The organism is Microbacterium sp. BWT-B31, from assembly GCF_041379855.1.
Lineage (GTDB): Bacteria > Actinomycetota > Actinomycetes > Actinomycetales > Microbacteriaceae > Microbacterium.
In genome coordinates this window covers 23,756-48,747 of record NZ_JBFECU010000011.1, presented here as the reverse complement: position 1 = coordinate 48,747, position 24,992 = coordinate 23,756, and the positions used below count along the sequence as shown (strand labels likewise).

The 24,992-nt window shown below is 71.2% G+C and carries 22 protein-coding genes; 5 read left to right on the top strand and 17 right to left on the bottom strand.

Features of this window, described 5'->3' with window-relative positions:
- Positions 1-35: 35 nt before the first annotated feature.
- Together mnmA and AB1K54_RS12255 are read right to left on the bottom strand one after the other, a co-directional pair.
- Complete coding sequence (gene mnmA, locus AB1K54_RS12260; protein ID WP_371203037.1) at positions 36-1,133, bottom strand: tRNA 2-thiouridine(34) synthase MnmA; 1,098 nt, start codon at positions 1,131-1,133, stop codon at positions 36-38.
- A 59-nt stretch (positions 1,134-1,192) separates the two neighbouring features.
- Complete coding sequence (locus AB1K54_RS12255) at positions 1,193-2,401, bottom strand: cysteine desulfurase family protein (protein WP_371203036.1); 1,209 nt, start codon at positions 2,399-2,401, stop codon at positions 1,193-1,195.
- Positions 2,402-2,462: 61 nt separating this feature from the next.
- Here AB1K54_RS12255 and glgX point away from each other — a divergent pair, with 61 nt between their 5' ends.
- Genes glgX through glgB form a run of 3 tightly spaced genes read left to right on the top strand, consistent with a single transcriptional unit; the run spans position 2,463 to position 8,865 of the window.
- Positions 2,463-4,559 carry a glycogen debranching protein GlgX gene (glgX, locus tag AB1K54_RS12250; protein WP_371203035.1) on the top strand — a complete coding sequence of 699 codons (2,097 nt, stop codon included), beginning with the start codon at positions 2,463-2,465 and terminating at the stop codon, positions 4,557-4,559.
- Positions 4,560-4,594: 35 nt separating this feature from the next.
- The gene (locus AB1K54_RS12245) at positions 4,595-6,688 is read left to right on the top strand and encodes a maltotransferase domain-containing protein (RefSeq protein WP_371203034.1); all 2,094 of its coding nucleotides are present in this window, start codon (positions 4,595-4,597) and stop codon (positions 6,686-6,688) included.
- The gene (gene glgB, locus AB1K54_RS12240) at positions 6,685-8,865 is read left to right on the top strand and encodes a 1,4-alpha-glucan branching protein GlgB (protein WP_371203033.1); all 2,181 of its coding nucleotides are present in this window, start codon (positions 6,685-6,687) and stop codon (positions 8,863-8,865) included. The genes AB1K54_RS12245 and glgB overlap by 4 nt, the downstream gene beginning before the upstream one ends.
- Before the next feature lie 31 nt (positions 8,866-8,896).
- Here glgB and AB1K54_RS12235 read toward each other — a convergent pair whose 3' ends face one another.
- The gene (locus AB1K54_RS12235) at positions 8,897-9,838 is read right to left on the bottom strand and encodes a tetratricopeptide repeat protein (RefSeq protein ID WP_371203032.1); all 942 of its coding nucleotides are present in this window, start codon (positions 9,836-9,838) and stop codon (positions 8,897-8,899) included.
- On the bottom strand, positions 9,835-11,700 hold the full coding sequence (locus AB1K54_RS12230; RefSeq protein WP_371203031.1) for a glycosyl transferase: 1,866 nt from the start codon (positions 11,698-11,700) through the stop codon (positions 9,835-9,837). The genes AB1K54_RS12235 and AB1K54_RS12230 overlap by 4 nt, the downstream gene beginning before the upstream one ends.
- Positions 11,701-11,876: 176 nt before the next feature.
- On the opposite strand from AB1K54_RS12230, the gene AB1K54_RS12225 reads away from it, so the two are divergent.
- Positions 11,877-12,944, top strand: coding sequence for an AI-2E family transporter (locus AB1K54_RS12225; protein ID WP_371203030.1), 1,068 nt, complete (start codon positions 11,877-11,879; stop codon positions 12,942-12,944).
- Between the two features lie 21 nt (positions 12,945-12,965).
- Here the strand turns inward: AB1K54_RS12225 and AB1K54_RS12220 are convergent, their stop codons facing one another.
- From AB1K54_RS12220 to rpsB, 9 genes are all read right to left on the bottom strand, one after another.
- Positions 12,966-13,697: an alpha/beta hydrolase gene (locus AB1K54_RS12220; protein ID WP_371203029.1), complete on the bottom strand. Its 732-nt coding sequence runs from the start codon at positions 13,695-13,697 to the stop codon at positions 12,966-12,968.
- Positions 13,698-13,737: 40 nt separating this feature from the next.
- Entirely contained in the window at positions 13,738-14,022 is a 285-nt protein-coding gene (locus AB1K54_RS12215; protein ID WP_371203028.1) for a hypothetical protein, read from the bottom strand.
- 3 nt (positions 14,023-14,025) lie between these two features.
- Positions 14,026-14,625, bottom strand: coding sequence for a lytic transglycosylase domain-containing protein (locus AB1K54_RS12210; RefSeq protein ID WP_371203027.1), 600 nt, complete (start codon positions 14,623-14,625; stop codon positions 14,026-14,028).
- A gap of 192 nt (positions 14,626-14,817) precedes the next feature.
- Positions 14,818-15,384 (bottom strand): DivIVA domain-containing protein, encoded by a 567-nt coding sequence (locus tag AB1K54_RS12205; protein ID WP_371203026.1) that lies wholly within the window; start codon positions 15,382-15,384, stop codon positions 14,818-14,820.
- Positions 15,381-16,457 carry a phosphatidate cytidylyltransferase gene (locus tag AB1K54_RS12200; RefSeq protein WP_371203025.1) on the bottom strand — a complete coding sequence of 359 codons (1,077 nt, stop codon included), beginning with the start codon at positions 16,455-16,457 and terminating at the stop codon, positions 15,381-15,383. Before AB1K54_RS12200 ends, AB1K54_RS12205 begins: the two co-directional genes overlap by 4 nt.
- Positions 16,458-16,464: 7 nt before the next feature.
- Entirely contained in the window at positions 16,465-17,019 is a 555-nt protein-coding gene (gene frr / locus AB1K54_RS12195; protein ID WP_371203024.1) for a ribosome recycling factor, read from the bottom strand.
- A gap of 75 nt (positions 17,020-17,094) precedes the next feature.
- The gene (gene pyrH / locus AB1K54_RS12190; protein WP_371203023.1) at positions 17,095-17,814 is read right to left on the bottom strand and encodes a UMP kinase; all 720 of its coding nucleotides are present in this window, start codon (positions 17,812-17,814) and stop codon (positions 17,095-17,097) included.
- Between the two features lie 93 nt (positions 17,815-17,907).
- A complete protein-coding gene (tsf, locus tag AB1K54_RS12185) occupies positions 17,908-18,735 on the bottom strand; it encodes a translation elongation factor Ts (protein WP_371203022.1) in 828 nt (275 codons plus the stop codon).
- A gap of 102 nt (positions 18,736-18,837) precedes the next feature.
- Positions 18,838-19,719: a 30S ribosomal protein S2 gene (gene rpsB / locus AB1K54_RS12180; protein WP_371203021.1), complete on the bottom strand. Its 882-nt coding sequence runs from the start codon at positions 19,717-19,719 to the stop codon at positions 18,838-18,840.
- Between the two features lie 350 nt (positions 19,720-20,069).
- On the opposite strand from rpsB, the gene AB1K54_RS12175 reads away from it, so the two are divergent.
- Complete coding sequence (locus tag AB1K54_RS12175) at positions 20,070-20,615, top strand: murein hydrolase activator EnvC (protein ID WP_371203020.1); 546 nt, start codon at positions 20,070-20,072, stop codon at positions 20,613-20,615.
- Positions 20,616-20,705: 90 nt separating this feature from the next.
- On the opposite strand, the gene AB1K54_RS12170 is transcribed toward AB1K54_RS12175, so the two are convergent.
- From AB1K54_RS12170 to AB1K54_RS12155, 4 genes are all read right to left on the bottom strand, one after another.
- On the bottom strand, positions 20,706-21,659 hold the full coding sequence (locus tag AB1K54_RS12170) for a tyrosine-type recombinase/integrase (protein ID WP_371203019.1): 954 nt from the start codon (positions 21,657-21,659) through the stop codon (positions 20,706-20,708).
- A 217-nt stretch (positions 21,660-21,876) separates the two neighbouring features.
- Complete coding sequence (dprA, locus tag AB1K54_RS12165; RefSeq protein ID WP_371203018.1) at positions 21,877-23,094, bottom strand: DNA-processing protein DprA; 1,218 nt, start codon at positions 23,092-23,094, stop codon at positions 21,877-21,879.
- A complete protein-coding gene (locus AB1K54_RS12160; RefSeq protein ID WP_371203017.1) occupies positions 23,091-24,617 on the bottom strand; it encodes a YifB family Mg chelatase-like AAA ATPase in 1,527 nt (508 codons plus the stop codon). The genes dprA and AB1K54_RS12160 overlap by 4 nt, the downstream gene beginning before the upstream one ends.
- Positions 24,614-24,976: a YraN family protein gene (locus tag AB1K54_RS12155; RefSeq protein ID WP_371203016.1), complete on the bottom strand. Its 363-nt coding sequence runs from the start codon at positions 24,974-24,976 to the stop codon at positions 24,614-24,616. The genes AB1K54_RS12160 and AB1K54_RS12155 overlap by 4 nt, the downstream gene beginning before the upstream one ends.
- Between the last annotated feature and the right edge of the window lie 16 nt (positions 24,977-24,992).

Here is a 24,992-nt window from a genome sequence, read left to right as displayed (position 1 = left end):
CGTCACCCCGTCAGTCTAGGAAGGACGGCCGACGTTCACCGGCCTGCCGGCACCGCCGACACCGTGCGGTCGATCGTGAACTGCCCGATGACGCGCGTGCCGTCGTAGAGCACCGCGGTCTGGCCCGGGGCGACGCCCTCGAACGGGGTTTCGGGACGCACGGTCAGCTCGCCGCCCGACAGCTGCGCCCGCGCGGGCACCGGGTCGGCGTGGGCGCGGATCTGCACGTCGCACGCGAACTCGTCATGAGCGGGCGGGCGCCCGGCCCACGTGAAGCGCTCCCCCGCGATCTCGCCGATGGCGAGCGCCTCTCTGGGCCCGACGACGACGGTGTTCGACACCGGCCGCACCTCGAGCACGAACCGCGGCTTGCCATCGGGCGCGGGGATGCCCAGCGAGAGCCCGCGCCGCTGGCCCACCGTGAACGCGTGCGCGCCCTCGTGAGAGCCGACGATCGCGCCCGACCGGTCCACGATGTCACCGGTCGCGGCGCCCACCTTCTCGGCGAGCCAGCCGCGCGTGTCGCCGTCGGGGATGAAGCAGATGTCGTGGCTGTCGGGCTTGTGCGCGACGGTGAGGCCGCGCGCCTCGGCTTCGGCGCGCACGAGAGCCTTGGACGGCGTCGACCCGAGCGGGAAATACGTGTGCGCGAGCTGCTCGCCGGTGAGCACGCCCAGCACGTAGGACTGGTCTTTTGCGGCATCCGATGCCCGGTGCAGCTCGAGCCCTTCGCCACCGTCCACGAGCGAGGCGTAGTGGCCGGTGCAGACGGCGTCGAAGCCGAGCTCCAGAGCCCGCTCGAGCAGGGCTGCGAACTTGATCCTCTCGTTGCAGCGCATGCACGGGTTCGGTGTGCGGCCTGCCTGATACTCCGAGATGAAGTCCTCGATGACGTCGTCGCGGAAGCGCTCCGAGAAGTCCCACACATAGAACGGGATGCCGAGCCGGTCGGCCGCGCGCCGCGCGTCCATCGCGTCCTCGATCGTGCAGCAGCCGCGGCTGCCGGTGCGGAGGGTCCCACCGGCCCGTGAGAGCGCCAGATGCACCCCGACGACGTCGTGCCCCGCCTCCACGGCCCGCGCCGCCGCGACGGCGGAGTCCACTCCACCGCTCATCGCCGCCAGGATCCGCATGCCTCCAGTCTACGAGCGGGTTGCTGGCAGCGGCCCGGACGGCCGGTGCCCGCAGCTCGTCAGCGGCCTGATCTCGATACACCCGCTCCGCGGGCACTCGATGCGACGGCCGCGGCTCGCGCGCGCTCCACGGCAGCCGGGAGCTCCCGCAGCACCGCATCGACGTCGGCGTCGGTCGACGTGCGCCCCAGGGTGAGCCGCAGCACCTGGCGGGCCTCGGCGTCTGTCCGCCCGAGCGCGAGCACGACGTGCGACGGCTCGGTCACGCCCGCCTGGCAGGCGGACCCGGTCGACACCGAGACTCCGGCCTGGTCGAGCAGGAACAGCAGCGTCTCGCCCTGCGCACCCGGGAACAGCAGGTGCGCGTTGCCCGGCACGCGCCAGGCCGGGTCGCCGAGCAGCTCCGCGCGCGGCACGCACGACAGGATGCCGGCCACCAGCCGCTCGCGCAGCGCCGCGAGCCGGGCCGCCTCGGCCTGCTGCTCGCCGGCGGCCAGCTCGGCCGCCACCGCGAAGGCCACCGCGCCGGGCACGTCCTGCGTCCCCGCGCGGAGTCCGCGCTGCTGCCCGCCGCCGTGCTGCAGCGGGGCGAGGTCGGCGTGCCGTGACACCACGAGCGCACCCACCCCGACCGGCCCGCCGATCTTGTGGGCCGATACGCTCATCGCCACGAGGCCCGCCGCGCGCGCGGCATCCGTTCCCCGCCAGCGCGCGAAGTGCACCGGCAGGTGCCCGAACGCGGCCACCGCGTCGAGGTGCAGCGGCACGCCCGCGCGCGCCGCAGCCCGCGCGAGCGCCTCGGCGTCGTTCACGGTGCCGACCTCGTTGTTCGCCACGAGCGCCGTTGCAAGCGCGGCGCCGGGAAGCGCCTCGGCGAAGGCCGCCTCGGGAATGCGCCCCACCGCATCGAGCGACACCGCACGCAGCGCCGCACCCTCATGGCGGACGAGCCATTCGACCGCATCGAGCGTCGCGTGATGCTCGCCGCCGGGGAGCACGACCGCGTCGCGGTGGGGGTTCCGCGCCCACCACAGCCCCTTGACCGCGAGGTTCACCGCCTCGGTGCCGCCGGAGGTGAGCACGACCTCGATCGGGTCGCACCCGAGGACTGCGGCCAGTCGCTCGCGCGCCTCTTCGAGCGACCGGCGCGCGCGCTGCCCGTCGGCGTGGATCGATGAGGCGTTGCCCGGCTCGGACGCCGCCCGCACCCATGCGTCGCGCGCCTCGGGACGCATCGGAGTGGTCGCGGCATGATCCAGATACACCATGCTGTCCGCCCCTCGTCGGCGATCTGCCCGGCCGGCCGCCGCCCTTACTACTGTAGGACGCATGACGTCACCCCAGCCCGACAGCGAGGCGACCGCCGCACGAACGACCGGGATGATGAGCCCCGACCTGGACGCGCTCGGCGTCACGCTCCACGACGGCGAGGGGACGCTGCGGGTCTGGTCGGGTGCCGCCGACGAGATGGACCTCGTCGTCTTCGACAGCACCGACCTCGACTGGGCCACCGAAACCCTCCCCCTCGTTCCGGTCGGCGGCGGCGTGTGGAGCGTCACCACGGAGCTGCTGCAGCCCGGGGTGCGCTACGCGGTGCGTGCCGGCGGCCCCCACGGCGCGGGCAGCATGTTCAACCGCGGGAGGCTCCTCGTCGAGCCCTACTCGCGCGGGCTCGTCAGCGGCGGCATCGGCGACTGGCGCTCGGTCGTCGTCGAGGGCGCGTTCGACTGGGGCGGGGTGGCCAAGCCCGCCGTTGCCATGGATCGCACCGTGATCTACGAGGCGCATCTGAAGGGCGCCACGAAGCGCCATCCAGACATCCCGCCCGCCCTGCACGGCACGTACGCGGGGCTCGCGCACCCGGCGATGATCGCGTATCTGCACTCGCTCGGGATCACCAGTGTCGAACTGCTGCCGGTGCACGCCTTCGTCACCGAGCGGCGCCTGCTCCAGCTCGGCCTCACGAACTACTGGGGCTACAACACGCTGAACTTCTTCACCCCGCACGGGCCGTATGCGACCGAGGCGAGCCGCCGCGAGGGCGCCGAGGGGGTGCTCCGCGAGTTCAAGGCGATGGTGAAGAGCCTTCACGAGGCGGGTCTCGAGGTGATCCTCGATGTCGTGTACAACCACACCTCCGAAGAGACGCCGAGCGGCCCGCCCTCGAGCCTGCGCGGCCTCGACAACCGCGCCTACTACCGTCAGCACGACGACGGCGCGTACATCGACGTGACCGGCTGCGGCAATGCGGTCGACACGTCGACGGATGCCGCGTCCCGCCTCGTCCTGGACTCGCTGCGCTACTGGGCGACCGACCTGCAGGTCGACGGGTTCCGCTTCGACCTGGCGCCGACCCTCGGCCGCGACGCGAATCACGAGTTCGACCCGGATCATCCGCTGCTGCGCGCCATCGTCGACGATCCGGCGCTGGAGGGCGTCAAGCTCATCGCCGAGCCGTGGGACATCGGCATCGGTGGCTGGCAGACCGGCAGCTTCCGGCCGGGCTGGCACGAGTGGAACGACGGCTACCGTGACGGGGTCCGCAACTTCTGGCTGAGCGACATCGACTACATCACCCGCGCCGGCACCGCACCGGTCGGAGTCAGCCGGTTCGCCACCCGCCTGGCGGGCTCGTCGAACGTCTTCAGCGACGAGCGCGGCCCGCTCGCGGGCGTCAACTTCATCACCGCGCACGACGGCTTCACGCTGCACGACCTCGTCTCGTACGACGTGAAGCACAACGTGGCCAACGGCGAGCACAACCGCGACGGCGCCGACACCAACCGCTCCTTCAACCACGGCGCCGAAGGTCGCACCGACGACCAGCGCATCCTCGCGCGGCGCCGCAAGGCCATGCGCAACCTCCTGGGCACGCTGCTGCTGTCGGCGGGCGTGCCCATGATCACGGCGGGCGACGAGTTCGGGCGCACACAGCGCGGCAACAACAACGCGTACTGCCACGACTCGACGCTCACGTGGCTGGACTGGGACCACGAGCCGTGGCAGCAGGACCTCACCGCGCACGTGCGGCACCTGATCGCTCTGCGCCACGCGAACCCGGCGCTGCGCCCGAGCCGGTTCGCGCGCCTGGGCGAGCACACGCCGAACGCCTCGGAGATGGAGTGGTACGACGAGCGGGGCTGGACGATCTCGATCGCGCAGTGGCGCGACCCCAGTCACCGCACGCTGCAGTACGCGGCGACGGCGTCCGCGGCCCCGGGCGAGGTCGTCAATCGCGTGCTGCTGGTCGTGCACGGCCAGGAGAGCCCGATCGAGGTGACCCTCCCCGAGATCGACGGCGTGCGCGCCTTCGTGAGCCTGTGGTCCAGCGCCGACGAGCGCCCCGCCGAGAGCGCCGAGAGGTTCGCGCCGGGCGATGTCATCGGCATGCCCGGTGCGAGCATGCGGCTCTTCCACGCGGAATGAACGCGGGGCCTCGGCGGGGGCGATAGGTTCGACACGTGGCCACGAGCAACCGAAACGCGACCTCGCGTCCCTGGCGGAGCGCAACCTCCATCCCGGTGCGGTCGGCCGTCGAGGCAGCCGCCCTCGCGCCCCAGGCCGACACGGTGACCGGCCGCATTCCCACGCACGCTCCGTCGCCGTCGGTGCCCGGGGGGCTGTTCCGGCCGAAGGCGTTCAGCGGCGAGGTCGTGCCCTTCCGGGTGACAGCGTTCCGCGAAGGACACGACCTCATCGGTGTGCACGTGCGGCTCTTCTCGCCCTCGGGCGACGAGTCCCTGCATCGCCTGCAACCCCTCGGCGACGGCTTCGACCACTGGCAGACGCTGGTCGCTGCTCGCGAGGAGGGCGTGTGGCGGTTCCGCTTCGAGGCGTTCGCCGACGACGTCGCGACGTGGCTCCACGACGCCGAGATCAAGATCGCCGCCGGCGTCGACCCGGCCCTCATGCGCGAGATCGGCGCCCTCCTGCTCGAGAGGGCCGTCGCCGAGCGCTCGCGCCCGATCGCCGAGCGGCGAGTGCTCGAGGCCGCCGCGGCAGAACTGCGCGATCCGGATGCCCCGGACCAGCGCGCCCTCGAGATCATCCGCGACCAGCGGCTCCGGGCGTACTTCGCCGCTCGCCCCCTCATGTCGCTGCTGTCGCCCGGGCCGATGCTGGAGCTTCTCGTGCAGCGGGAGCGGGCGGGGGTGGGCGCGTGGTACGAGTTCTTCCCGCGCTCGGAGGGCGCCCGCCGCCGCAGGGACGGCACGATCCAGCCGGGCACCTTCCGCAGCGCCGCCAGGAGGCTTCCCGCGGTCGCCGAGATGGGCTTCGACGTGCTCTACCTCCCCCCGATTCACCCGATCGGCGTGACGAACCGCAAGGGGCCGAACAACACGCTCGATGCGGGGCCCGCCGACCCCGGCTCCCCGTGGGCGATCGGCTCCGCCGACGGCGGGCACGACACGGTGCATCCCGAGCTCGGCACGCTCGCAGACTTCCGCGCGTTCGTTCGCGCCGCCCGCGCGCGCGGGATCGAAGTGGCGATCGACCTGGCGCTGCAGGCATCCCCCGACCACCCGTGGGTCACCGAGCACCCCGAATGGTTCACGACGCTCCCCGACGGCACGATCGCCTTCGCCGAGAACCCGCCGAAGAAGTACCAGGACATCTATCCGATCAACTTCGACAACGACCCGGAGGGGATCCGCGCCGAGGTGCTGCGCATCGTTCGGCACTGGATCTCACAGGGCGTGCGGATCTTCCGCGTGGACAACCCGCACACCAAGCCCCTGCAGTTCTGGGAGTGGCTGATCGGCGAGGTCCACGTGCACGACCCCGACGTGGTGTTCCTCGCCGAGGCCTTCACGCGACCGGCCCCGCTGCAGGGCTTGGCCGCGGCCGGCTTCGAGCAGAGCTACACCTACTTCACGTGGCGCAACACGAAGGAGGAACTCGAGCAGTTCCTCTCCGGGCTCGCGCACGACAGCGCTGACTTCCTGCGCCCCAACCTCTTCGTCAACACCCCCGACATCCTCACCGAGTACCTGCAGTTCGGCGGCCGCCCCGCGTACCGGATCCGCGCGGCCATCGCGGCGACGGGTGCTCCGACCTACGGCGTCTACGCCGGCTTCGAGCTGTTCGAGAACGTGGCGCGCCCCGGATCCGAAGAGAACATCGACAACGAGAAATACGAGTACAAGGTCCGCGACTGGAGCGGCGCGGTCGCCCGCGGGGCATCCCTCGCGCCCTACCTCACGCGCCTCAACGAGATCCGCGCCGCGCACCCGGCGCTGCGGCAGCTGCGCAACCTCGACCTGCACTGGAGCGACGACGACGCGATTCTCGTGTTCTCGAAGCACCTCGACGCGGCGCTGTCAGAGACCGGTCGCCCCGACACGATCATCGTCGTGGCCAACGTCGACCCGCACTCGGTGCGCGAGACCATGGTGCACCTCGACACCCGCGTATGGGGTGTGCGGCCGGGCGACGCCTTCGAGGTCGAAGAGCTGATCACCGGCGCGAACTGGACCTGGTCCGACCACAACTATGTCCGGCTCGACGCGTTCGACGAGCCGGTGCACATCCTGCACGTGAAGGAGTCCCGATGAGCCGCCCCGACGACAGTGTCCTAGACGCCGTGGCATCCGGCAGCCACTATCAGCCGCATGCCGTCCTGGGCCTGCACCAGGGAACGGATGCCGCGGGCTCCGTCGAGTGGACGGTCAGGGCCCGCCGGCCGCTCGCCCACAGCGTGACCGCGGTCTTCGCCGACGGCACGCGCGTGCCCCTCGAGCACGTGCGCAGCGGGATCTGGGAGGGAACGCGCAGCGGCGACCCCGGCCGCTACGAGCTCGTGACGACCTACGCCGACGGTCCGGACTACGTGACCGACGACCCGTACCGGCACCTTCCCACCCTCGGCGAGCTCGACCTGCATCTGATCCGCGAGGGCCGCCACGAGCAGCTGTGGCGCGTGCTCGGGGCGCACGTGCGCGAGGACGACGGCGTGCAGGGAACAGCGTTCTCGGTGTGGGCGCCCAACGCGCGCGCGGTGCGCGTCGTGGGCGACTTCAACGGGTGGGACGGCCAGGGCCATGCGATGCGGTCGCTGGGCGCGAGCGGTGTGTGGGAGCTGTTCGTCCCCGGCGTCGGGGCGGGCGAGAAGTACAAGTTCGAGCTGCTCACGCGCAGCGGAGGCTGGGTGCTGAAGGCCGACCCGATGGCGCGCTACGCCGAGGTTCCGTCGGGCACGGCATCCATCGTCGTCTCGACGTCATACGTGTGGAACGACGGCGACTGGCTCGCTCACCGCGCGAACACCGCGCCCATCTCGCAGCCCATGTCGGTGTACGAGGTGCACTTCGGCTCGTGGCGGCAGGGCTTGTCGTATCGCGAGGCCGCCGACCAGCTCATCGACTACGTGCTCGCCCACGGATTCACCCACATCGAGTTCCTGCCGCTGGCGGAGCATCCCTTCGGCGGATCCTGGGGCTACCAGGTGACCGGCTACTACGCGCCCACAAGCCGCTTCGGGCACCCCGACGACCTGCGCTACCTCATCGACCGGATCCACCAGGCCGGCCTCGGCGTGATCATGGACTGGGTTCCGGGGCACTTCCCCAAGGACGCCTTCGCGCTGGCCCGCTTCGACGGCGAACCCCTGTACGAGCATCCCGACCCGCGCCGCGGCGAGCACCGCGAATGGGGCACCCTGGTGTTCGACTACGGCCGGCCCGAAGTGCGCAACTTCCTCGTGGCCAACGCGCTCTACTGGTTCGAGGAGTTCCACGTCGACGGGCTCCGGGTCGACGCGGTCGCCTCGATGCTGTACCTCGACTACTCCCGTGAGGCCGGCGAATGGGCGCCGAACATCTACGGCGGTCGCGAGCACCTCGAGGCGATCTCGTTCCTGCAGGAGGTCAACGCGACCGCCTATAAGCGCTACCCGGGAATCGCGATGATCGCCGAGGAGTCGACGAGCTTCCCCGGCGTCACCGCCCCCACCAACCGCGCCGGCCTCGGCTTCGGCTTCAAATGGAACATGGGGTGGATGAACGACTCGCTCCAGTACATGAAGCGCGACCCGCTGTACCGTCACCACCACGAGGGCGAGCTCTCGTTCTCGTTCGTCTACGCCTTCAGCGAGAACTACGTGCTCCCGGTCAGCCACGACGAGGTCGTGCACGGCAAGGGGAGCCTGTTCGGCCGAATGCCCGGCGACCACTGGCAGAAGCTCGCGAACATCCGTGCCTTCCTGGCGTACATGTGGGGACACCCCGGCAAGCAGCTACTGTTCATGGGGCAGGAGTTCGGCCAGATGTCGGAGTGGTCCGAGGGCCGTTCGCTCGACTGGTGGCTCATGGACCAGCCGACGCACGCGCAGCTGGCCGGCTACGTGGGTGCGCTCAACCGCGTGTACCGCGACCATTCCGCGCTGTGGGCGCGCGACTCCGACGGCGCAGCCTTCACGCGCCTGGGCGCTCCGTCGTGGAACCCCAATGTCATCGCGTTCGCCCGGCGCGACTGGCACGGCAACACGGTGGTGGTGATCTGCAACTTCTCGGGCACTCCCGTGAACGACTACACGCTGGAGCTGCCCGAGCCGGGCGTGTGGCACGAGATCCTCAACTCGGATGCCCCGGACTACGGCGGATCCGGCGTGGGCAACCTCGGGGTCGTCCACGCCGACGAGAACCGGCTTGCAACCATGGTCGTGCCGCCGCTCGGCGCGCTGTGGCTGCGTCACGACGCGCAGGCGCACATCCCCTCGCCCGCCCACGGCTGAGTCCTCCGGCCGCCGGGAGGCGACGGCTGAGTCAGAACAGCAGCGAAGAGAGCCGTCCCCGCGCGCGCACGACGCGCGGATCGGTGTCGCCGACCAGCCCGAACAGTTCGAGCAGCCGCTCGCGCACCGGCGCGCGCCGCTCGGCGGGAAGCACCGCGAACAGGTCGAGCAGGCGCGCGAAGGCATCGTCGACGTGCCCCCCGGCCAGATCGAGGTCGGCGACGGTGAACTGCGCGTCGACGTCGGCCGGATCGGCGGCCGCGGCCGCGCGCGCGGCCTGCAGGTCGGCGCCCTGGACGCGGTCGAGCAGCCGCACCTGCGCCAAGCCCGCCCGCGCGTCGGTGTCGCGCGGGTTCTCGACGAGTGCCTTCTCGTACGCCGCGATCGCCCGCGGGTAGTCCCCCGCCTCGATCGCGTCGAACGCCTCGGCGTGCAGCGGCGGCAGCGCCGGCTCGACGGGCTCTGCCGCGTCGTCGGAACCGGATGCCACGTCCACGCTGCCTGTCACTCCGTTCTGAGCGGCGACTTCGAGCAGCTGGGCGAACACCTCGCGAACCTGCTGCTCGGGAACGGCCCCTGTGAACAGCGGCACGGGCTGGCCGCCGACGAGGGCGACCACCATCGGGATCGACTGCGCGCGGAAGGCCTGCGCCAGCTGCGGATTGGCGTCGACGTCGACCTTGGCCAGCACGAGTCGGCCGCCCAGCTCGAGGACGACCTTCTCGAGCACGGGGCTGAGCTGCTTGCACGGCCCGCACCACTCCGCCCACAGGTCGACGACGACCGGGACGGTGCGGGAGAGTTCCAGGGCGGCGCCGAACGTGTCATCTGTCACGTCCATCACGAGGGAGGGCACCGCGCCGGCCGGCGCAGCCTGCGCGGTGGCGCCCGGCGCCGCCGAAGCGGGGCGGTTGCGCAGAGCGGACAGGTCCACGGCGCCGCGCAGCGCGGCGCCCGGGAGGGCATTGCTCAAGAGATCACCTTCGCGTCGAGGATGTTCGAAGAATACCCGAGGAGTCGGATCTTCTCGTCCGACCCCGGACCGGGCACATAGAAGAACAACTGGTCGCTGAACGTCGTGATCACGCCGGTCTGCGACTGGTCGACGCCGGTCAGCGTCTTGACCTGGGCATTCTCGCCGAGCTTGATGACGGCGTCCGCGTTCGTGGGTTTGACCTCGTCGGTCTCGCTGACGCTCACAGCGACGATCGCCCCGCTGTCGAGCGTGGCCAGCGCCAACGGCGCGAACGCACCGGCAGCCGACCCGAACGTCAGGCTTCCGGTGTTGGTCGCGGTCGTGTTGAACGCGTCGAGGCGAGCCTGCCGGTTGCCGCTGACCGCTTCGCGGAAGTGGTCGGACTCGGTGTCGAAGAGATCGAAGTACTCGCTGTCTCCGCCCCTGTTGATGACGTCGGCATAGGCGCCCGCGAGGTCCTCCGGCGCCACGACGAGGAACTCCGAGTCCGGCGGGACCTGCGCCGCACCGAGATAGTCGGGGGCCAGGCCGGGCATGACCGTCGAGGCCTCGAGGTTGCCGATGTAGTTCAGCTTGTACGCCGACCACTGGTCCTGCTGCGTGAACAGCATGATGTTCGCGCTCTTGTCGTCATCGTCGTTGATCACGGCCATGAACGTGCGCGGCCAGCCGTCGAACGCCTGCGGGAGCACGATCTCGACGTCATCGGTCGGGATCGGCGCAGGCGGCGTCCGGTCGGTGATGGCCGCACGGAGCCGGTAGTCGGTCTGGCGCTCGGCGAGGACCGCACCGTCGAGACGGGTCGCCGCCAGCGCCGGGTCGAGCGTCTCGTCCGCCGAGGCAACCGTCGACGCGACGCGCGAGATGATCCGCTCGGCCTGCGCCTTGGTCACGGCCGGCGACTGCTGGCCCTCGGGCACGAGCACCGTCTGTGTCGGGCTCGGCGTGGGCGAGGGGCCGAACTGCGGCCACGCATCGGCGGAGCATCCGGAGAACAGCAGCGCCGAGACGGCCACCACCGGCAGCACGGCGAACGCGCGGCGACCCGACACGGCCCGGCGGGTCGGAGCGCCGGCCGAGATCACGCCCTTGTCCTCGGCCTCGATCGCCAGATCGATCGGCTCGGTGACCGGGACCGGCAGGCCCTTGCGGCGCGGTCCGCGTGAGCGACGGACGTGACGGATGCCGAGGATGTACAGCAGCACGCCCACGGCGAGGATCACGCCGCCGCCGACGATGAGCGGTCCCGCCCAGGGCGTCGTGCTCTGGATCGGCCACGACACGCTCACAGCGCTCGGCGCCGGAAGCGTGCCGTCGGTCGCGACGAGCACGCTCATCTCATCGGGCAGACGCAGCGGAGCGATCAGCAGGTCCTCCTGCTGGAACTCGTCGAGCCAGAGGTCGGAGCCGAGCGGGCTGCGCCCGGCCGGAGCCGTCGCATCGGCGGGAGCGGTCGCATCGGGAGGGGCGACGTCCGCCTCGGCGGCGGCATCCGTCGGCTCATCGCCCGCGGCCTCGGGCTCGGGCTCGGGCTCGGGCTCGGGCTCGACGAGCGTCGTGACCGCCTCGTCGTCCTCGAGCGTCACGCTCGCGTACGAGGCATCCGACAGCCACGCCTTCAGGTCGGCCGTGCGGCCGTACGCGGCGAAGATCTCGCCGTCGGCCTGCGCCCGCAGCGTCTGGGTGCCGGGCTGACTGTTCAGCACCGCGCCGTCGATGAGGAGATATGGGACCTCTTCGTCGACCGAGAACGACACCGTCTCGGTCGACGGCCCTTGGAAGACGGTTCGCTGGGCGATGCCCGCACCGATCATCAGCGCGGCGACGAAGAACGCTGCGACAGCCCACACGAAACGCACGAAACAGAACCCCTTACAGGCCCGGAATCGCACGGCGGGCCTTCGACTCGACAACTCAGAGTAGCGAAAACGACCTGAAAGGTCCCAGAGAGGGGGCAATGCGCAGCCCCGGGGCACCGTGTGCGTATTCTGGCGGGAGCCCCCGCGCCACCGTCGCCGAGCCCCCGGAGATCCTCGTGAAGCTGCATCACCCGTTCCGCACCGCCTTCGTGGCGACGCTCGGCGTCGGGCTCGGCCTGCTGCTCATCGGCAGCGTCCAGACGCTGTCGACGATCCTGCTCTACGTGGGAACGGCGCTCTTTCTCTCGCTGGGCCTTGACCCGCTCGTGGCCTGGCTCGAACGCCGCAAGCTGCCCCGCTGGGCGGCCGTCCTGATCACGATCCTCGCGGTGCTCGCGGTGTTCGCCGGAATCATCCTGATGGTGGTGCCGATCATCGTCAGTCAGATCGCGCAGCTGGTCGGGCTGATCCAGGAGTTCCTGAGCAGCCGCACGCTCGACCAGTTCCTCGGCGAGGTGAACGACTGGCTCGCCCAGCGCTTCCCCGGTCTGCCGGACGGCTTCCTCGACGACGCGATCAAGAACGCACAGGACTGGCTCGTCGACAACTGGAGCCAGATCACCGGCGGGGTGATCAACGTCGGGTTCGCCGTGGTGTCCGGTCTCACCGGCGCTTTCATCGTGCTCATCCTGACGATCTACTTCACCGCCTCGACGCCTTCACTCAAGCGCTCGGTGTACCAGCTCGTGCCGGCCTCCAAGCGCGCGCGGTTCGTCGACCTCGCCGAGCAGATCACCGACTCGGTCGGCTACTACGTCATCGGCCAGGTCACGATGGGTGTGATCAACGGTGCGCTCAGCGCGATCTTCCTCACGATCATCGGCGCGCCCTTCCCGGCGGTCCTCGCCGTGATCGCCTTCTTCTTCTCGCTGATCCCCCTCGTCGGAACGCTCACCGGCTCGGTGATCATCGTGCTCACCTGCCTCATCCCCGGGCTGGGCTCGCCCACGACCGCGCTCATCGCCGCGATCTACTACCTCGTCTACATGCAGATCGAGGCCTACGTCATCTCGCCGCGCGTGATGAACCGCGCCGTATCGGTCCCGGGCGCCGTCGTGGTGATCGCGGCCCTCGCGGGCGGGTCGCTGCTGGGCCTGCTCGGCGCCCTCATCGCGATCCCGGTGGCCGCGAGCATCCTGATCATCTACCGGCAGGTCGTGATCCCCCGGCAGAACGAACTCTGAGAGCGGATGCCGCGTCCGCGGTCACTCCGCGGCGGCCTCGCCGGGCCACTCGGTCGGCAGCGGCAGCGCGTCGGGGTTCACCGCCGCCACGATCTCGGTGAGCACCCGTCGGGTCTGCGTCTCGCCGACCCACAGGTGCTTTCCGCCTTCGACGGGGACCAGCACCGCGTGCGGGATGGCGGAGAACCGCTCCGCCGCCTCGGCGGGACGCAGGTAGTCGTCGAACTCGGGAACCACCACCACGAGCGGGCGCGGATCGCCCGCCCACGCGGCCAGTTCGTCGTCGGTGGTGCGGTGCAGCGGCGGCGAGAGCAGGATGACGCCCTCCACCTCGTGGTCGCGTGCGTACTTGAGGCCGAGCTCCGTCCCGAACGACCAGCCGACGATCCACGGGCGGGGCAGCCCCCGCTCGCGCACGAAATCCATCGCCGCCGCGACGTCGAAGGCCTCGCTCTGGCCCCCATCGAACGCTCCCTCGCTGGTGCCGCGCGGCGAGGTCGTGCCGCGGGTGTTGAACCGCAGCACCGCGAGGTCGGCCAGTGCCGGCAGCCGCGCGGCGGCCTTGCGCAGGATATGCGAATCCATGAACCCGCCCGCGGTGGGAAGCGGGTGCAAGGTCACGAGCGTCGCGACCGGGGCGCGCTCGAGCGGCGTGGCGAGCTCACCGACGAGCGTCAGGCCGTCGAGCGTGTGCAGTTCGATGTCTTCACGGACGGCGGGCAGGGCGAGGGGGCCACGGATCTCCACAGTCATCGATTCTCTCAGCTTGAGCGACCGCGACCGGCCGCTCGCGTCACGAGATCGCCCAGCACCGCTCGTGCCAGTGGCGCCGGGCTGCGAGATCCGCCTGGTCGCCGAGCACGCCGTCGGCTCGCCACGCGACCAGGTGCGCGACCCCGGCCCCGATCGTGCGACCGCAGCCCGGGCACGTGTAGGCCTTCTGCGCCTGGACGGCCGACACGGGCTGAACCGTCCAGTCGATGCCGCGCCGGGTCTCGGTGCGCTTCCAGCCCGCGATCAGCCGTGAGAGCGCATCGTCACCGGGCGGATCCGGCCGACGACGCTTCGAGCGCGCCATGGCTCAATACCACCCCGTGCTCTGCGAGTGATCCCACGCTCCGCACGGCGTCCCGTAGCGACCGCCCACATAGCCCAGTCCCCAGGCGATCTGGGTGGCGGGGTTGGTCTCCCAGTCCGCGCCGGCCGAGGCCATCTTGCTGCCGGGGAGGGCCTGGGGGATGCCGTACGCCCCGCTTCCCGCGTTGTAGGCGCTCACACGCCAGCCGGATTCCTTGTTCCACAGCGCCACGAGGCACGCGAACTGGTCATCGCCCCACCCGCGGGCAAGCAGCATGTCGTACGCGATCGCCTGAGCGGTACCCGGATCGGGCGAGACGAACGGCGGACGCCAGCCGGAGCCCGACGAGGACTCCGCCGCCGGCGCGACCGGCGCGGGCTTCGGGGCGACGTACACCTCGTATGACGGGCGCTCCAAGGTCACGGCGGCTGCGTCCGCGTCGGCGGATGCCTCGCCCGTGAGGGACTGCACGTCGCCCAGTGAGCTCGCGTACAGCGAGATCGGCGGCGATTCGACAGCGCTCGCCTGCGTGAGCGCCACGCCCGCGGGACCGAGCCAGGCGGCGACGAAGGCCACGGCGGCCGCAGCGGAGAACACGCCCATCACCCCGCGGCGCCGAGACCAGCGCTGCTCGACTGGGGGCGTGACGCGACGGGCCCGCGCAGCGACCGCTGATCTCGACTGGGCCAGGGAACGACGCGTTGCGTGCGCTGGGATCATGTCGTTGCCGGAACTCACAGTGCGCACGAGTCTAGCGTCCAATTCCGGCGCATGCCGACGATGCCTCACGCGCCGTCACGCGACGGCGAGCATCACTTCGATGACCGCATCCAGCACGGCATCCACCTGCGCCTCGCGGTACCCCCGCCGCTGCATCCGAAACGCCACCGATCGCACCTGCTCGGGCGTGAGCGACTCGCCCGTCTCGAGGTAGCGGGAGATGCGGTCGGCCACGATGTCGACCTCGTCGACGCGGTACCCGAATCGCAGCGCGCTCACACGGTCGAAGCGACGCCTGCGGCCACGCGCGAGCCGATCGAGGATCGCCTGAGCCGTCTCGCGCGCCTGACCGACCCACGGCCCCGCGCCCGCGGTGGTGATGGCGTCGTGGCGCTCCCTGGCGGCGAACGCGTCTTCGATGCGCCCCAGTGCGGCGTCGACCGCCTCGATCGAATAGCCGCGGCGTGTGAGCGGGAAGGCGGCCTTGCGCACGTCGGCGGCCGTGATCGGGTCGTCAGACGACGCCTCGAACGCCGAGCGCGCCCTCAGGAGGAACTCGTCGACGGCGGCGCGTTCGTAGCCTTTGCGTCCGCGAGGGGCGTCGGGAAATGCGGCCGAGGATTCGGTGGGTGCAGTGGTCATGATCCTGCCAGTGGAATGAACAGATAGGCCAGACCGAGCGCGACCGGGGCGCTCGGAAGAATGGAGTCCAGGCGATCGAGCACACCGCCGTGGCCGGGCAGCCACGAGCTCATGTCCTTGATGCCGAGGTCGCGTTTGATCATCGACTCGCCGAGGTCGCCGGCGGTGGCCGAGAGCAGGAGGACGGGTCCGATGACCAGACCGGTCCACCACGGAAGGCCGAGCATGAACAGTGCCAGCAGGATCGCCGCGATGATCGACGCGGCGGCCGCGCCGGCGAAGCCCTCCCACGTCTTCTTCGGGCTGATCCGCGGAGCCATGGGATGCTTGCCCAACGACAGGCCGATCGCATACGCGCCCGTGTCGGCCGAGACGGCGACGATGATGAACGCCAGCACCCACCACTCGCCGCGCGGAAGCGTCAGCAGCACCACGCACAGGCTCGTGAGGAACGGCACGTAGAGCTGCATGAACGCGGCCACCAGCACGTCGGTGAGAACCGCACCGTAGGACCGCCCGTCACGGCGTGCCATCTGCGCGATCAGACGCCACACCACGACGAAGGTGACCGCGACGAAGGCGACGACCCACAGCATCCACGGGTCGAGGAAATACCCCGACACCACCAGCACCGTGCCGCTGATCAGCTGCGGCACCAGGTCGACGCGGTGCCCCGCCGCCGAGAGCGCGCGACCGAACTCGAAGATCCCCAGCAGGGCCGCGGCGAGGGCGAAGACCACGAACGGCCAGCTGAGGAAGATGAGCGAGAGGACCAGGATCGCCCCGATCCCGACGCCGATCAGGATCGCGAGGATCAGGTCCCTGCCCGTGCGCTCCTTGATGCGCTCGTTTGCCTGCTCGAACTCGGCCATGGCGTGCTGGACCTGGTTCTCGATGTCGCTGCGCGCCGCGCGGACCTGCGCGTGGAAGTCGGTGACGGGCTCGGACTGCTCGGCGCGCCCGGGCGCGGTCTCGCGCCGGGGGTTCGGCTTGTCGGCAGCCGAAGCCGAGGCATCCGCCCCCGCGCCTTCAGCGGAGGCGGGATCGGGAACCGGGCCGGTTGCGTCGGTCACAGGCGTCCTAGACCTCGAGGAGTTCGGCTTCTTTGCGCTTGAGCGCCTCGTCGATCGCGTCGACGTAGGTGCGGGTGAGCGTGTCGAGCTCCTTCTCGGCCCGGTTCAGCTCGTCTTCGCCGACCTCGCTCTTGAGCGCGTCGAGCTCGTCCTTGGACTTGCGACGGATGCCTCGCACGTGCACCTTCGCGTCCTCGCCCTTGGAGCGCACGAGCTTGACGAACTCCTTGCGGCGCTCCTCGGTGAGCTCGGGCAGCGTCACGCGGATGAGGTTGCCGTCGTTCGAGGGGTTCGCACCGAGGTTCGGCATGTCGCGCACGGCCTGCTCGATCGCCTTCAGCGCCGACTTGTCGTACGGCGAGATGACCAGGGTGCGCGCCTCGGGGTTGTTCAGCGAAGCGAGCTGCGCGAGCGGTGTCGGCGTGCCGTAGTAGTCGACCAGGACCTTCTGGAAGAGCTGCGGATTGGCGCGGCCGGTGCGCACCGTCGCGAAGTCCTCCTTCGCGCCCTCGACGGCGCGATCCATGCGGACTTCGGCATCTGCCAGGACGTCGGCGATCACAGTGGCTCCCATCGTTGCTGCGGAACTCTCAGTCTATCGGCGCACCCCCGCAGGAACGGGCGCGAACCGCTCGGGTCAGGTGGTGACGAGCGTCCCGATCGGGTCGCCCAGGAGCGCCCGAGTGACGCTGCCGGCGGGCTCCATGCCGAACACGCGCATGTCCATCCGGTTGTCCATGCACAGGCTGAAGGCCGTCGAGTCGACCACCTTGAGCCCGCGCTGAAGCGCATCGATGTAGGTGATGCGGTCGATGAGGGTGGCCGTCGCGTCGTGTCGCGGATCGGCGGTGTAGACCCCGTCGACCCCGTTCTTCGCGACCAGCACCTCGTCGGCCCCGATCTCGAGCGCGCGCTGCGCGGCGACGGTGTCTGTCGAGAAGTAGGGCAGGCCGGCGCCGGCTCCGAAGATGACGACGCGGCCCTTCTCCATGTGCCGCTCGGCACGACGGGGGATGTAGGACTCGGCGACCTGCGTCATCGAGATCGCGGACTGCACGCGGGTGGCGGCGCCGGCCTGCTCGAGGAAGTCCTGCAGGGCGAGCGCGTTCATGACGGTGCCGAGCATGCCCATGTAGTCCGCGCGGCCGCGGTCCATGCCGCGCTGGCTGAGCTCTGCGCCGCGGAAGAAGTTGCCTCCTCCGACGACGATCGAGATCTCGACCCGGTCCACGGCCGCGGCGATCTCGTGGGCGATCTGGCTGACGACATCGGGGTTCACCCCCAGCTGCCCGCCTCCGAAAGCCTCTCCGGACAGCTTCAGCAGGACGCGGCGGCGTCCGGTGGCCTCATTGATCACGTGTCATCCTCTCGTCGTGATGTCAACCTAGGGGGTGCCGGCATGCATGGGAAAGGCCCGCATCGACGGGCGATGCGGGCCTTGTCCGAAATGTCAGGCGCCGACCTTGAAGCGGGCGAACCCGGTCAGGGTGAGACCGGCGTCCTTGGCGACCTGGGCGACGGACAGCTTGTTGTCCTTCGCGTAGTCCTGGTCGAGCAGGGCGACCTGCTTGAAGAACGCGCCCACGCGGCCCTCGACGATCTTGGGCAGGGCAGCCTCGGGCTTGCCCTCGTTGCGCGAGATCTCGGTGACGATCTCGCGCTCCTTCTCGACCTCGGCGGTCGGGACCTCGTCGCGGCTCAGGTACGAGGGGTTGGCGAACGAGATGTGCTGCGCGAGGCTGCGCGCCGTCTCGGCGTCGTCGCCGGCGTAGGCCAGGACCACGCCGACCTGCGGCGGCAGGTCCTTGTTGGTCTTGTGCAGGTAGATCTCGAACTTGTCGCCGGCGAGCGTGCGCACGCGACGCAGTTCGACCTTCTCGCCGATGATCGCCGCTTCGTCCGAGATGAGCTGCTCGACGGTCTGGTCGCCGGCGGGGGCGGCCAGGGCCGCCTCGGCCGAGTCGGCCCCGGCGGCGGCTGCGGCGGCGAGCACCTTGTCGGCGAGCGCGACGAAGCGCTCGTTCTTGGCGACGAAGTCGGTCTCGCAGGCGAGCTCGATGATGGTGACCTTGCCGTCCAGCTCGGTCGCGGCCACGAGGCCCTCGCTCGTCGAGCGGTCGGCGCGCTTGGCGTTGCCCTTCGCGCCCTTCAGGCGCAGGATCTCGACGGCCTTCTCGACGTCGCCGTCGGCCTCTTCGAGCGCCTTCTTGGTGTCGACCATGCCGGTGCCGAGCTGCTCGCGCAGCGCCTTGATGTCGGCGATCGTGAAGTTTGCCATGAGTGGCGGCTCCCTCTTCAGTGGGTTGTTGACGTTTTGGGGATGCCGCGGCGGGACCGCAGCTGCGATCCCGCCGCGACGGAGTCCTACAGGATCAGGCGCTTACTCGGCGGCCGGAGCCTCGTCGGCGGCGGGCGCCTCGGCGGCCTCGGCGGCTGCCTCGTCGGCGGCCGACTCGGTCGCGACGGTCTCGACCTCGGCGACGTCGGTCACGACCGGCGCACCCTGCTCGAGCAGCTCGCGCTCCCACTCGGCCAGCGGCTCAGCGGCCTCGTCGGCGTCGGCCGCGGGCTGGTGGCGCTGGATGAGGCCCTCGGCGGCGGCGTCGGCGATGATGCGGGTGAGCAGGCTCACCGAGCGGATCGCGTCGTCGTTGCCGGGGATCGGGTACTGGAACTCGTCGGGGTCGGCGTTCGTGTCGAGGATGCCGATCACGGGGATGCCGAGCTTCTTGGCCTCGTCGATGGCGAGGTGCTCGCGCTTGGCGTCGACGACCCACAGCGCCGACGGCGTCTTCTGCAGGTTGCGGATGCCGCCGAGCGACTTGTGCAGCTTGTCGAGCTCGCGCTTCTTGAGCAGGAGCTCCTTCTTGGTGAAGCCGGTCGCCGCGGGGTTCTCGAAGTCGAGCTCCTCGAGCTCCTTCATGCGGGCGAGGCGCTTGGACACCGTCGAGAAGTTGGTGAGAAGACCGCCGAGCCAGCGCTGGTTGACGTAGGGCTGGCCGACGCGGGTCGCCTGCTCGGCGAGCACCTCCTGCGCCTGCTTCTTGGTGCCCACGAAGAGGATGGTGCCGCCGTGGGCGACGGTCTCTTTGACGAACTCGTACGCCTTGTCGATGTAGGCAAGCGACTGCTGAAGGTCGATGATGTGGATGCCCGAGCGCTCGGTGAGGATGAAGCGCTTGACCTTCGGGTTCCAACGGCGGGTCTGGTGTCCGAAGTGGACACCGCTGTCGAGCAGCTGGCGGATCGTGACGACGGCCATGGCCGGTCTCCTTCTCTGGCGCGGACGCGCCTCTTGCGGTTGATTCGTGCCGGATTGTCCGGCGAGCCTGGTGCCCGGCACACGCCCGCCCGTCGATTTCTCGAGGGGACCGTTGGGAGTGGATGCCGCGCCAGCGGATTCAGGATCCGTGCGGCGCTCTGGGCACGCGGAGTCATCCCGACACGCGGGATGCGGTCTCCAGTGTATCAGCCGCAGCCCGGCGCCACCGGCGGACGCCCCGCCCGCCGGTGGCGCGTCCTGTCCTCCCCAACCGGCCACGCCCCCGCGAGTCTCCCCAGGTCGGCCGTCCGGCACGCGAACGGATGCCCCGACCCTCGATCCTGGATCGCATGCGCTCCCCGCATCGCCGCCTCGCCCTGTCCGTCGTCTTCGCACTCGCGACGCTTGCGACGCTCTCGCCATCGACCCCGCCCACCGCGGCGGCGGACGAGCCCGTCCCGCCGCCGGCCGCACCCCGGATCGAGACCTCGCAGGCGTGGCTGTGGCCACTGGGTCGATTCCGCCTCGTGGAGCCGTACGTCGCACCCGCGCATCGATATGGTCCGGGCCATCGGGGAATCGACCTCGAACCGGTCGATTCGACGGTGGTGCGCGCGCCGGCGTCAGGCGTCGTCGCGTTCTCGGGAATGGTCGCGGGCCGGGGCGTCCTGACCATCGATCACGGCGACGGTCTCGTCACGACGCTCGAGCCGGTCGACTCGACTCTCCCGATCGCAACCCTCGTCGCACGCGGCGACGAGGTGGCCACGGTCGCGATCGGAGGCCACACTCGCCCGGGGGCGCTGCACTTCGGCGTGCGGCTTGACGGCGAATACATCAACCCGATGCTGCTTCTGGGCGGAGTGCCGAGGGCGGTGCTGCTCCCCTGCTGCTGACCGGCTGCGCGCTCACCGCGACCGGACCAGGTCGACACCGGGCCTGTGCCGGTGACGCAGACCTTCGCGCGCACGCCGACGAGGGCGCTGTCAGGCACGGGGGTGCGCGAGGCGATAGGTCGCGGCGAGGCGCTCGCTCGAGACGTGCGTGTAGATCTGGGTCGTGCCGAGACTCGCGTGCCCGAGGAGCTCCTGCACGGCCCTCAGGTCGGCGCCGCCGTCGAGCAGGTGCGTCGCCGCGGAGTGGCGCAGGGCATGAGGCCCGACCGCCGCGCCCACCACGGGGCCGAGCGTGCGCGCGACGAGGTCGTACACCGCTCGCGGGCCCATCCGTCCGCCCCGCACGCCGAGGAAGACCGCGTCGCCAGCCGTCGCCTCGCGGGCCGGCGCCGCGCGGTCGCGGGATGCCGCGGCGACAGAGGCGTCGACGCGGCGGTCGACGAGCACCGGCCTTGCGCGCACGAGATACGCGTCGAGCGCGCGTGCGGCGGCGCCGCCGAACGGCACGACGCGGTCCTTCGACCCCTTGCCCGTCACGCGGATCGTGCGGCGCAGGGCGTCGATGTCGCCGGTGTCGAGCCCGCACAGCTCCGATACGCGCACACCCGACCCGTACAGCAGCTCGAGCACGGCGTGATCGCGCAGCGCGACGGGATCGCCTTCGGCGGCCGCGGTCGCGAGCGCGTCGAACACCGCCGCTAGTGCGGGCGCGGTCGCCACCTTCGGCAGGGTCTTGGCGCGTTTGGGGGCGACCAGCCGCAGGCTCGGATCGATCTCGACCAGCCCGGAGTCGAGCGCCCACGCGAAGAAGCCGCGCACCGCCGCGGCCCGGCGCGCGAGCGTCGCCCGCGCGTCGCCTCGCTTCGTGGCCGCCCACAGCCACTCGCGCAGGTGCTCGAGCGTGACCTCGCCGAGGTCGAGATCACCGATCACCGACGCCAGGTCGGCCAGATCCGAGCGGTAGGCGCGCACCGTCGCCGCCGACAGTCTTCGCACATCGCGCAGCTGGGTCAGGTACGAATCCGCAGCGGTGAGCAGGAGCATGACACCAGGATGCCCCTACCCTGCTGATCGCCGAAGGCGACGCACCGCAGGCGATGCACCGGTCGCCACGCACGGGCGCCGGATGCGCTCGGTCGCCCGCCCCGCGACGCACCGGATGCGGCGCGTCCCGCGCCCGCGTCCCGCGCCCGCGGCGACGTCACTCGACACGCCGCGACACGCTTCGGCACGCCTGTCGCGTGGGCCCGGTCTGTTCCGGTCACACCGCGGCCGATGCCCTGGCGCGACGCCACAGCCCCCCGCTGTGCTCCGCCGCCCCCTCGAGCCGCAGAAGCCCGAGCACGGCCTCGACCTCACGCGGAGCCATGCCGCTGCGCCTGGCCACGTCGTCGACCTCGCGCCACACGCGTGGGCTCAGCGCGTCGATGACCCTCGTGCGGTCGTCGGTGGCCGGTCGCGGCGTCGCGCGGGTCGAGGCATCCGGATCCGATACCCGCGGCCGCATGCCGATGAGCTCGCGCACGTCGTCAGAGGAGGTGATGCACACCGCGCCCAGTTCGCGCAGCATGCGGTGGCAGCCGGCCGAGGTGGCGCTCGTGACCGGTCCGGGCACCGCGCCGATCGGACGCCCGAGGGCGGCGGCATGGCCCGCGGTGTTCAGCGAGCCGCTGCGCCAACCCGCCTCGACGACGACCGTGGCGTCCGACAGCGCCGAGATCAACCTGTTCCGCTGCAAGAACCTCCATTTCGTCGGCGATCCCCCGCACGGCACCTCGCTCACGACCGCGCCGCGCTCGGCGATCCGGTCGATCAGGCCGCTGTTGCCGGCGGGGTAGGAGCGCTCCACACCGCCGGCCATCAGCGCCACGGTGCGTCCGCCTACGGCAAGGGCCGCGCGGTGCGCGGCCGCGTCGATCCCGTACGCCGCCCCCGAGACCACCGGGACCCCGTCTCCCGCGATCGCCGCCGCGAGGTCGGCCGCCACGTGCTCGCCGTACGAGGACGCCGCTCTGGCCCCGACGAACGCGACCGAGGGGGTCAGGCCCTCGAGCTCCCGGGCCTGGCCGCGCACCCACAGTGCGAGCGGCGCGTGCGGACCGAGGTCGTCGAGCTGCACCGGCCACTGCGCATCGCCGGGGAGGATCGCGCGGATTCCGTTCCTGCGTGCGATCGCGAGGCTGTCGGTCAGTGCGCCAGGCCGCAGCCGCGGCGTCCATCTCTGCCACCCTTCGGCCAGTTCGCGCGCCGTGACCCCCGGCGGCGGTGCGACGGTCGATCGGCCCCGCAGCGCGCGGAGCGCGTCGAGTGCGCCGTACACGGCGATCAGCTGCGTCGCGACCCGGTCGCCGGGCTCGGTCAGCGTATTCCAGACGAGGCGGGCGTGACGCTCCACGACCTCTTCGTCAGGGCTGTCGGTCGCCGCGACACCGGTCAGGGCGGCGCGGGCCGACGCGGGGTCGAGATCGCGGTCGGTCATGCGGTGAGTCCTTTCTTGAGGTACAGCGCGCGGCCCACATGCTCGAGAGCCAGGCGCGAGGCCCCTTCGAGGTCGGCGATGGAATGCGCGACGCGCAGCACGCGGTCGAACCCCCGCAGCGTGAGAGTGCCGCGGTGCAGCGCCTCGTCCAGTGGCCTGCGGGTCGCGGGGTCGGGCGCGTGCGGCCCCCGGCGCAGCCACTCCCCCGGAACGTGCGCGTTCACTCGCCACGGGGTGTCCCGCAGCCGATACGCCGCCCGCTCACGGGCCGAGGCGACACGCTCGCGGGCCTGGGCGGTCGAGACGGCGCGGGTCGGGGTGTCGACGTGCGCCACCGTCACCCGGGTCATCGCCAGCTCGATGTCGATGCGGTCCAGCAGCGGCCCGGACACACGCCCGAGGTATCGCCGGATCGCCATCGGCGGGCAGCTGCACACCGCTCCGCGCACGCCGTAGTTGCCGCACGGGCAGGGGTTGGTGGCCAGCACGAGCTGGAACCGCGCCGGAAAGGTCGTGCGATGCCCGACCCGGTGGATCTCGATCGATCCCGACTCGAGCGGCTGGCGCAGCGCGTCGAGCACCGCGCCGGGGAATTCGCCGGCTTCGTCCAGGAAGAGCACGCCCTCGCTCGCGCGGGCGATCGCGCCCGGCCGGACGCCCCGTGAGCCGCCGCCGACCAGCGCGGCCACGCTCGCACCGTGATGCGGCGCCTCGAACGGCGGCGTGCGCGACAGCACCTCGACGGGCTCGCCTCCGAGCGACCGGATCGATGCGGCGGTGAGTGCCGCCCGATCGTCCAGCGGCGGGAGGATTCCCGGAAGCCTCCGCGCGAGCATCGTCTTGCCCGCTCCCGGCGGTCCGCTCATCATCAGGTGATGCCCGCCCGAGGCCGCCACGATGAGCGCCTCGACCGCCTCGCGCTGGCCGACGATGTCGGAGAGGTCGACGGGATCGTCGTCGCGTCTGTCGGCGCCGCGGCCCGGCACGGGCGCCAGGTCGGGCACCTCGACATCGGCCCCATGCCACCGGGCCACCTCGGCGAGGCACACCGCGCCGAGCACCTCGATCCCCTCGACGAGCGCAGCCTCCGCCGCGTTGGCGTGAGGAACGACGACCCGCTGGATGCCCTCGCGCGCGGCCGCCAGCACCGCCGGGAGCACGCCGGGCACCGGGCGCAGCCGGCCGTCGAGCCCGAGCTCGCCGATGTGGGCGGTGGCGGCGACGGATGCGGCATCCATCGACGTCTCCGTCGCCAGCGCCGCGATCGCGATCGCGACGTCGAAGCTCGAGCCCTGCTTCGGCAGGCTCGCGGGCGAGAGGTTCACCGTGAGCCGACGCCTCGGAAGCGGAAGGAGCGAGTTCTCGCACGCGTTGTGGACGCGCTGGACCGCCTCTGCCAGCGCCCTGTCCGCCAGCCCGATGATGCGGAACTCCGGCGTCTGCTTCGACAGATCGGCCTCGACCTCGACGACCGCGCCGTCGACGCCCACGAGAGCGACCGCCCACGTGCGCGCGACGGTCACCAGAGGTCCTCGAGGTGCTCGAGACGGGCGGTGGCCGGATCCGGCCCGGTCAGCCCGATCGCGTCCAGCCGCAGCCGGCGGCCTTGTGCGAGGTCGGGATGCGCGGCGATCCACGCCATCGCAAGCCGCCAGAGCCGTCGCCGCTTGCGCTCATCGACGGCCTCGAGCGGGTCGCCGAACCCGTCGGATCGCCGCGTCTTGACCTCGACGACCACGAGCGCGCGATCATCGAGCGCAACCAGATCGATCTCGCCCTCGCGCGTGCGCCAGTTGCGTTCCAGCACGGTGTAGCCGCGCGATTCAAGGTGGCGCGCGGCGCGGTCCTCTCCCGCGCGCCCGAGGATGTCCTTGTCTGCCATAGAGCCCATCGTCGGC

Coding starts and splice junctions, on each gene's coding strand:
- mnmA (WP_371203037.1), bottom strand. CDS start 1,133: ATGCGGATCCTGGCGGCGATGAGCGGTGGAGTGGACTCCGCCGTCGCG.
- AB1K54_RS12255 (WP_371203036.1), bottom strand. CDS start 2,401: ATGGTGTATCTGGATCATGCCGCGACCACTCCGATGCGTCCCGAGGCG.
- glgX (WP_371203035.1), top strand. CDS start 2,463: ATGACGTCACCCCAGCCCGACAGCGAGGCGACCGCCGCACGAACGACC.
- glgB (WP_371203033.1), top strand. CDS start 6,685: ATGAGCCGCCCCGACGACAGTGTCCTAGACGCCGTGGCATCCGGCAGC.
- AB1K54_RS12220 (WP_371203029.1), bottom strand. CDS start 13,697: ATGACTGTGGAGATCCGTGGCCCCCTCGCCCTGCCCGCCGTCCGTGAA.
- AB1K54_RS12215 (WP_371203028.1), bottom strand. CDS start 14,022: ATGGCGCGCTCGAAGCGTCGTCGGCCGGATCCGCCCGGTGACGATGCG.
- AB1K54_RS12210 (WP_371203027.1), bottom strand. CDS start 14,625: ATGGGCGTGTTCTCCGCTGCGGCCGCCGTGGCCTTCGTCGCCGCCTGG.
- AB1K54_RS12205 (WP_371203026.1), bottom strand. CDS start 15,384: ATGACCACTGCACCCACCGAATCCTCGGCCGCATTTCCCGACGCCCCT.
- tsf (WP_371203022.1), bottom strand. CDS start 18,735: ATGGCAAACTTCACGATCGCCGACATCAAGGCGCTGCGCGAGCAGCTC.
- rpsB (WP_371203021.1), bottom strand. CDS start 19,719: ATGGCCGTCGTCACGATCCGCCAGCTGCTCGACAGCGGTGTCCACTTC.
- AB1K54_RS12175 (WP_371203020.1), top strand. CDS start 20,070: ATGCGCTCCCCGCATCGCCGCCTCGCCCTGTCCGTCGTCTTCGCACTC.
- AB1K54_RS12170 (WP_371203019.1), bottom strand. CDS start 21,659: ATGCTCCTGCTCACCGCTGCGGATTCGTACCTGACCCAGCTGCGCGAT.
- dprA (WP_371203018.1), bottom strand. CDS start 23,094: ATGACCGACCGCGATCTCGACCCCGCGTCGGCCCGCGCCGCCCTGACC.
- AB1K54_RS12155 (WP_371203016.1), bottom strand. CDS start 24,976: ATGGCAGACAAGGACATCCTCGGGCGCGCGGGAGAGGACCGCGCCGCG.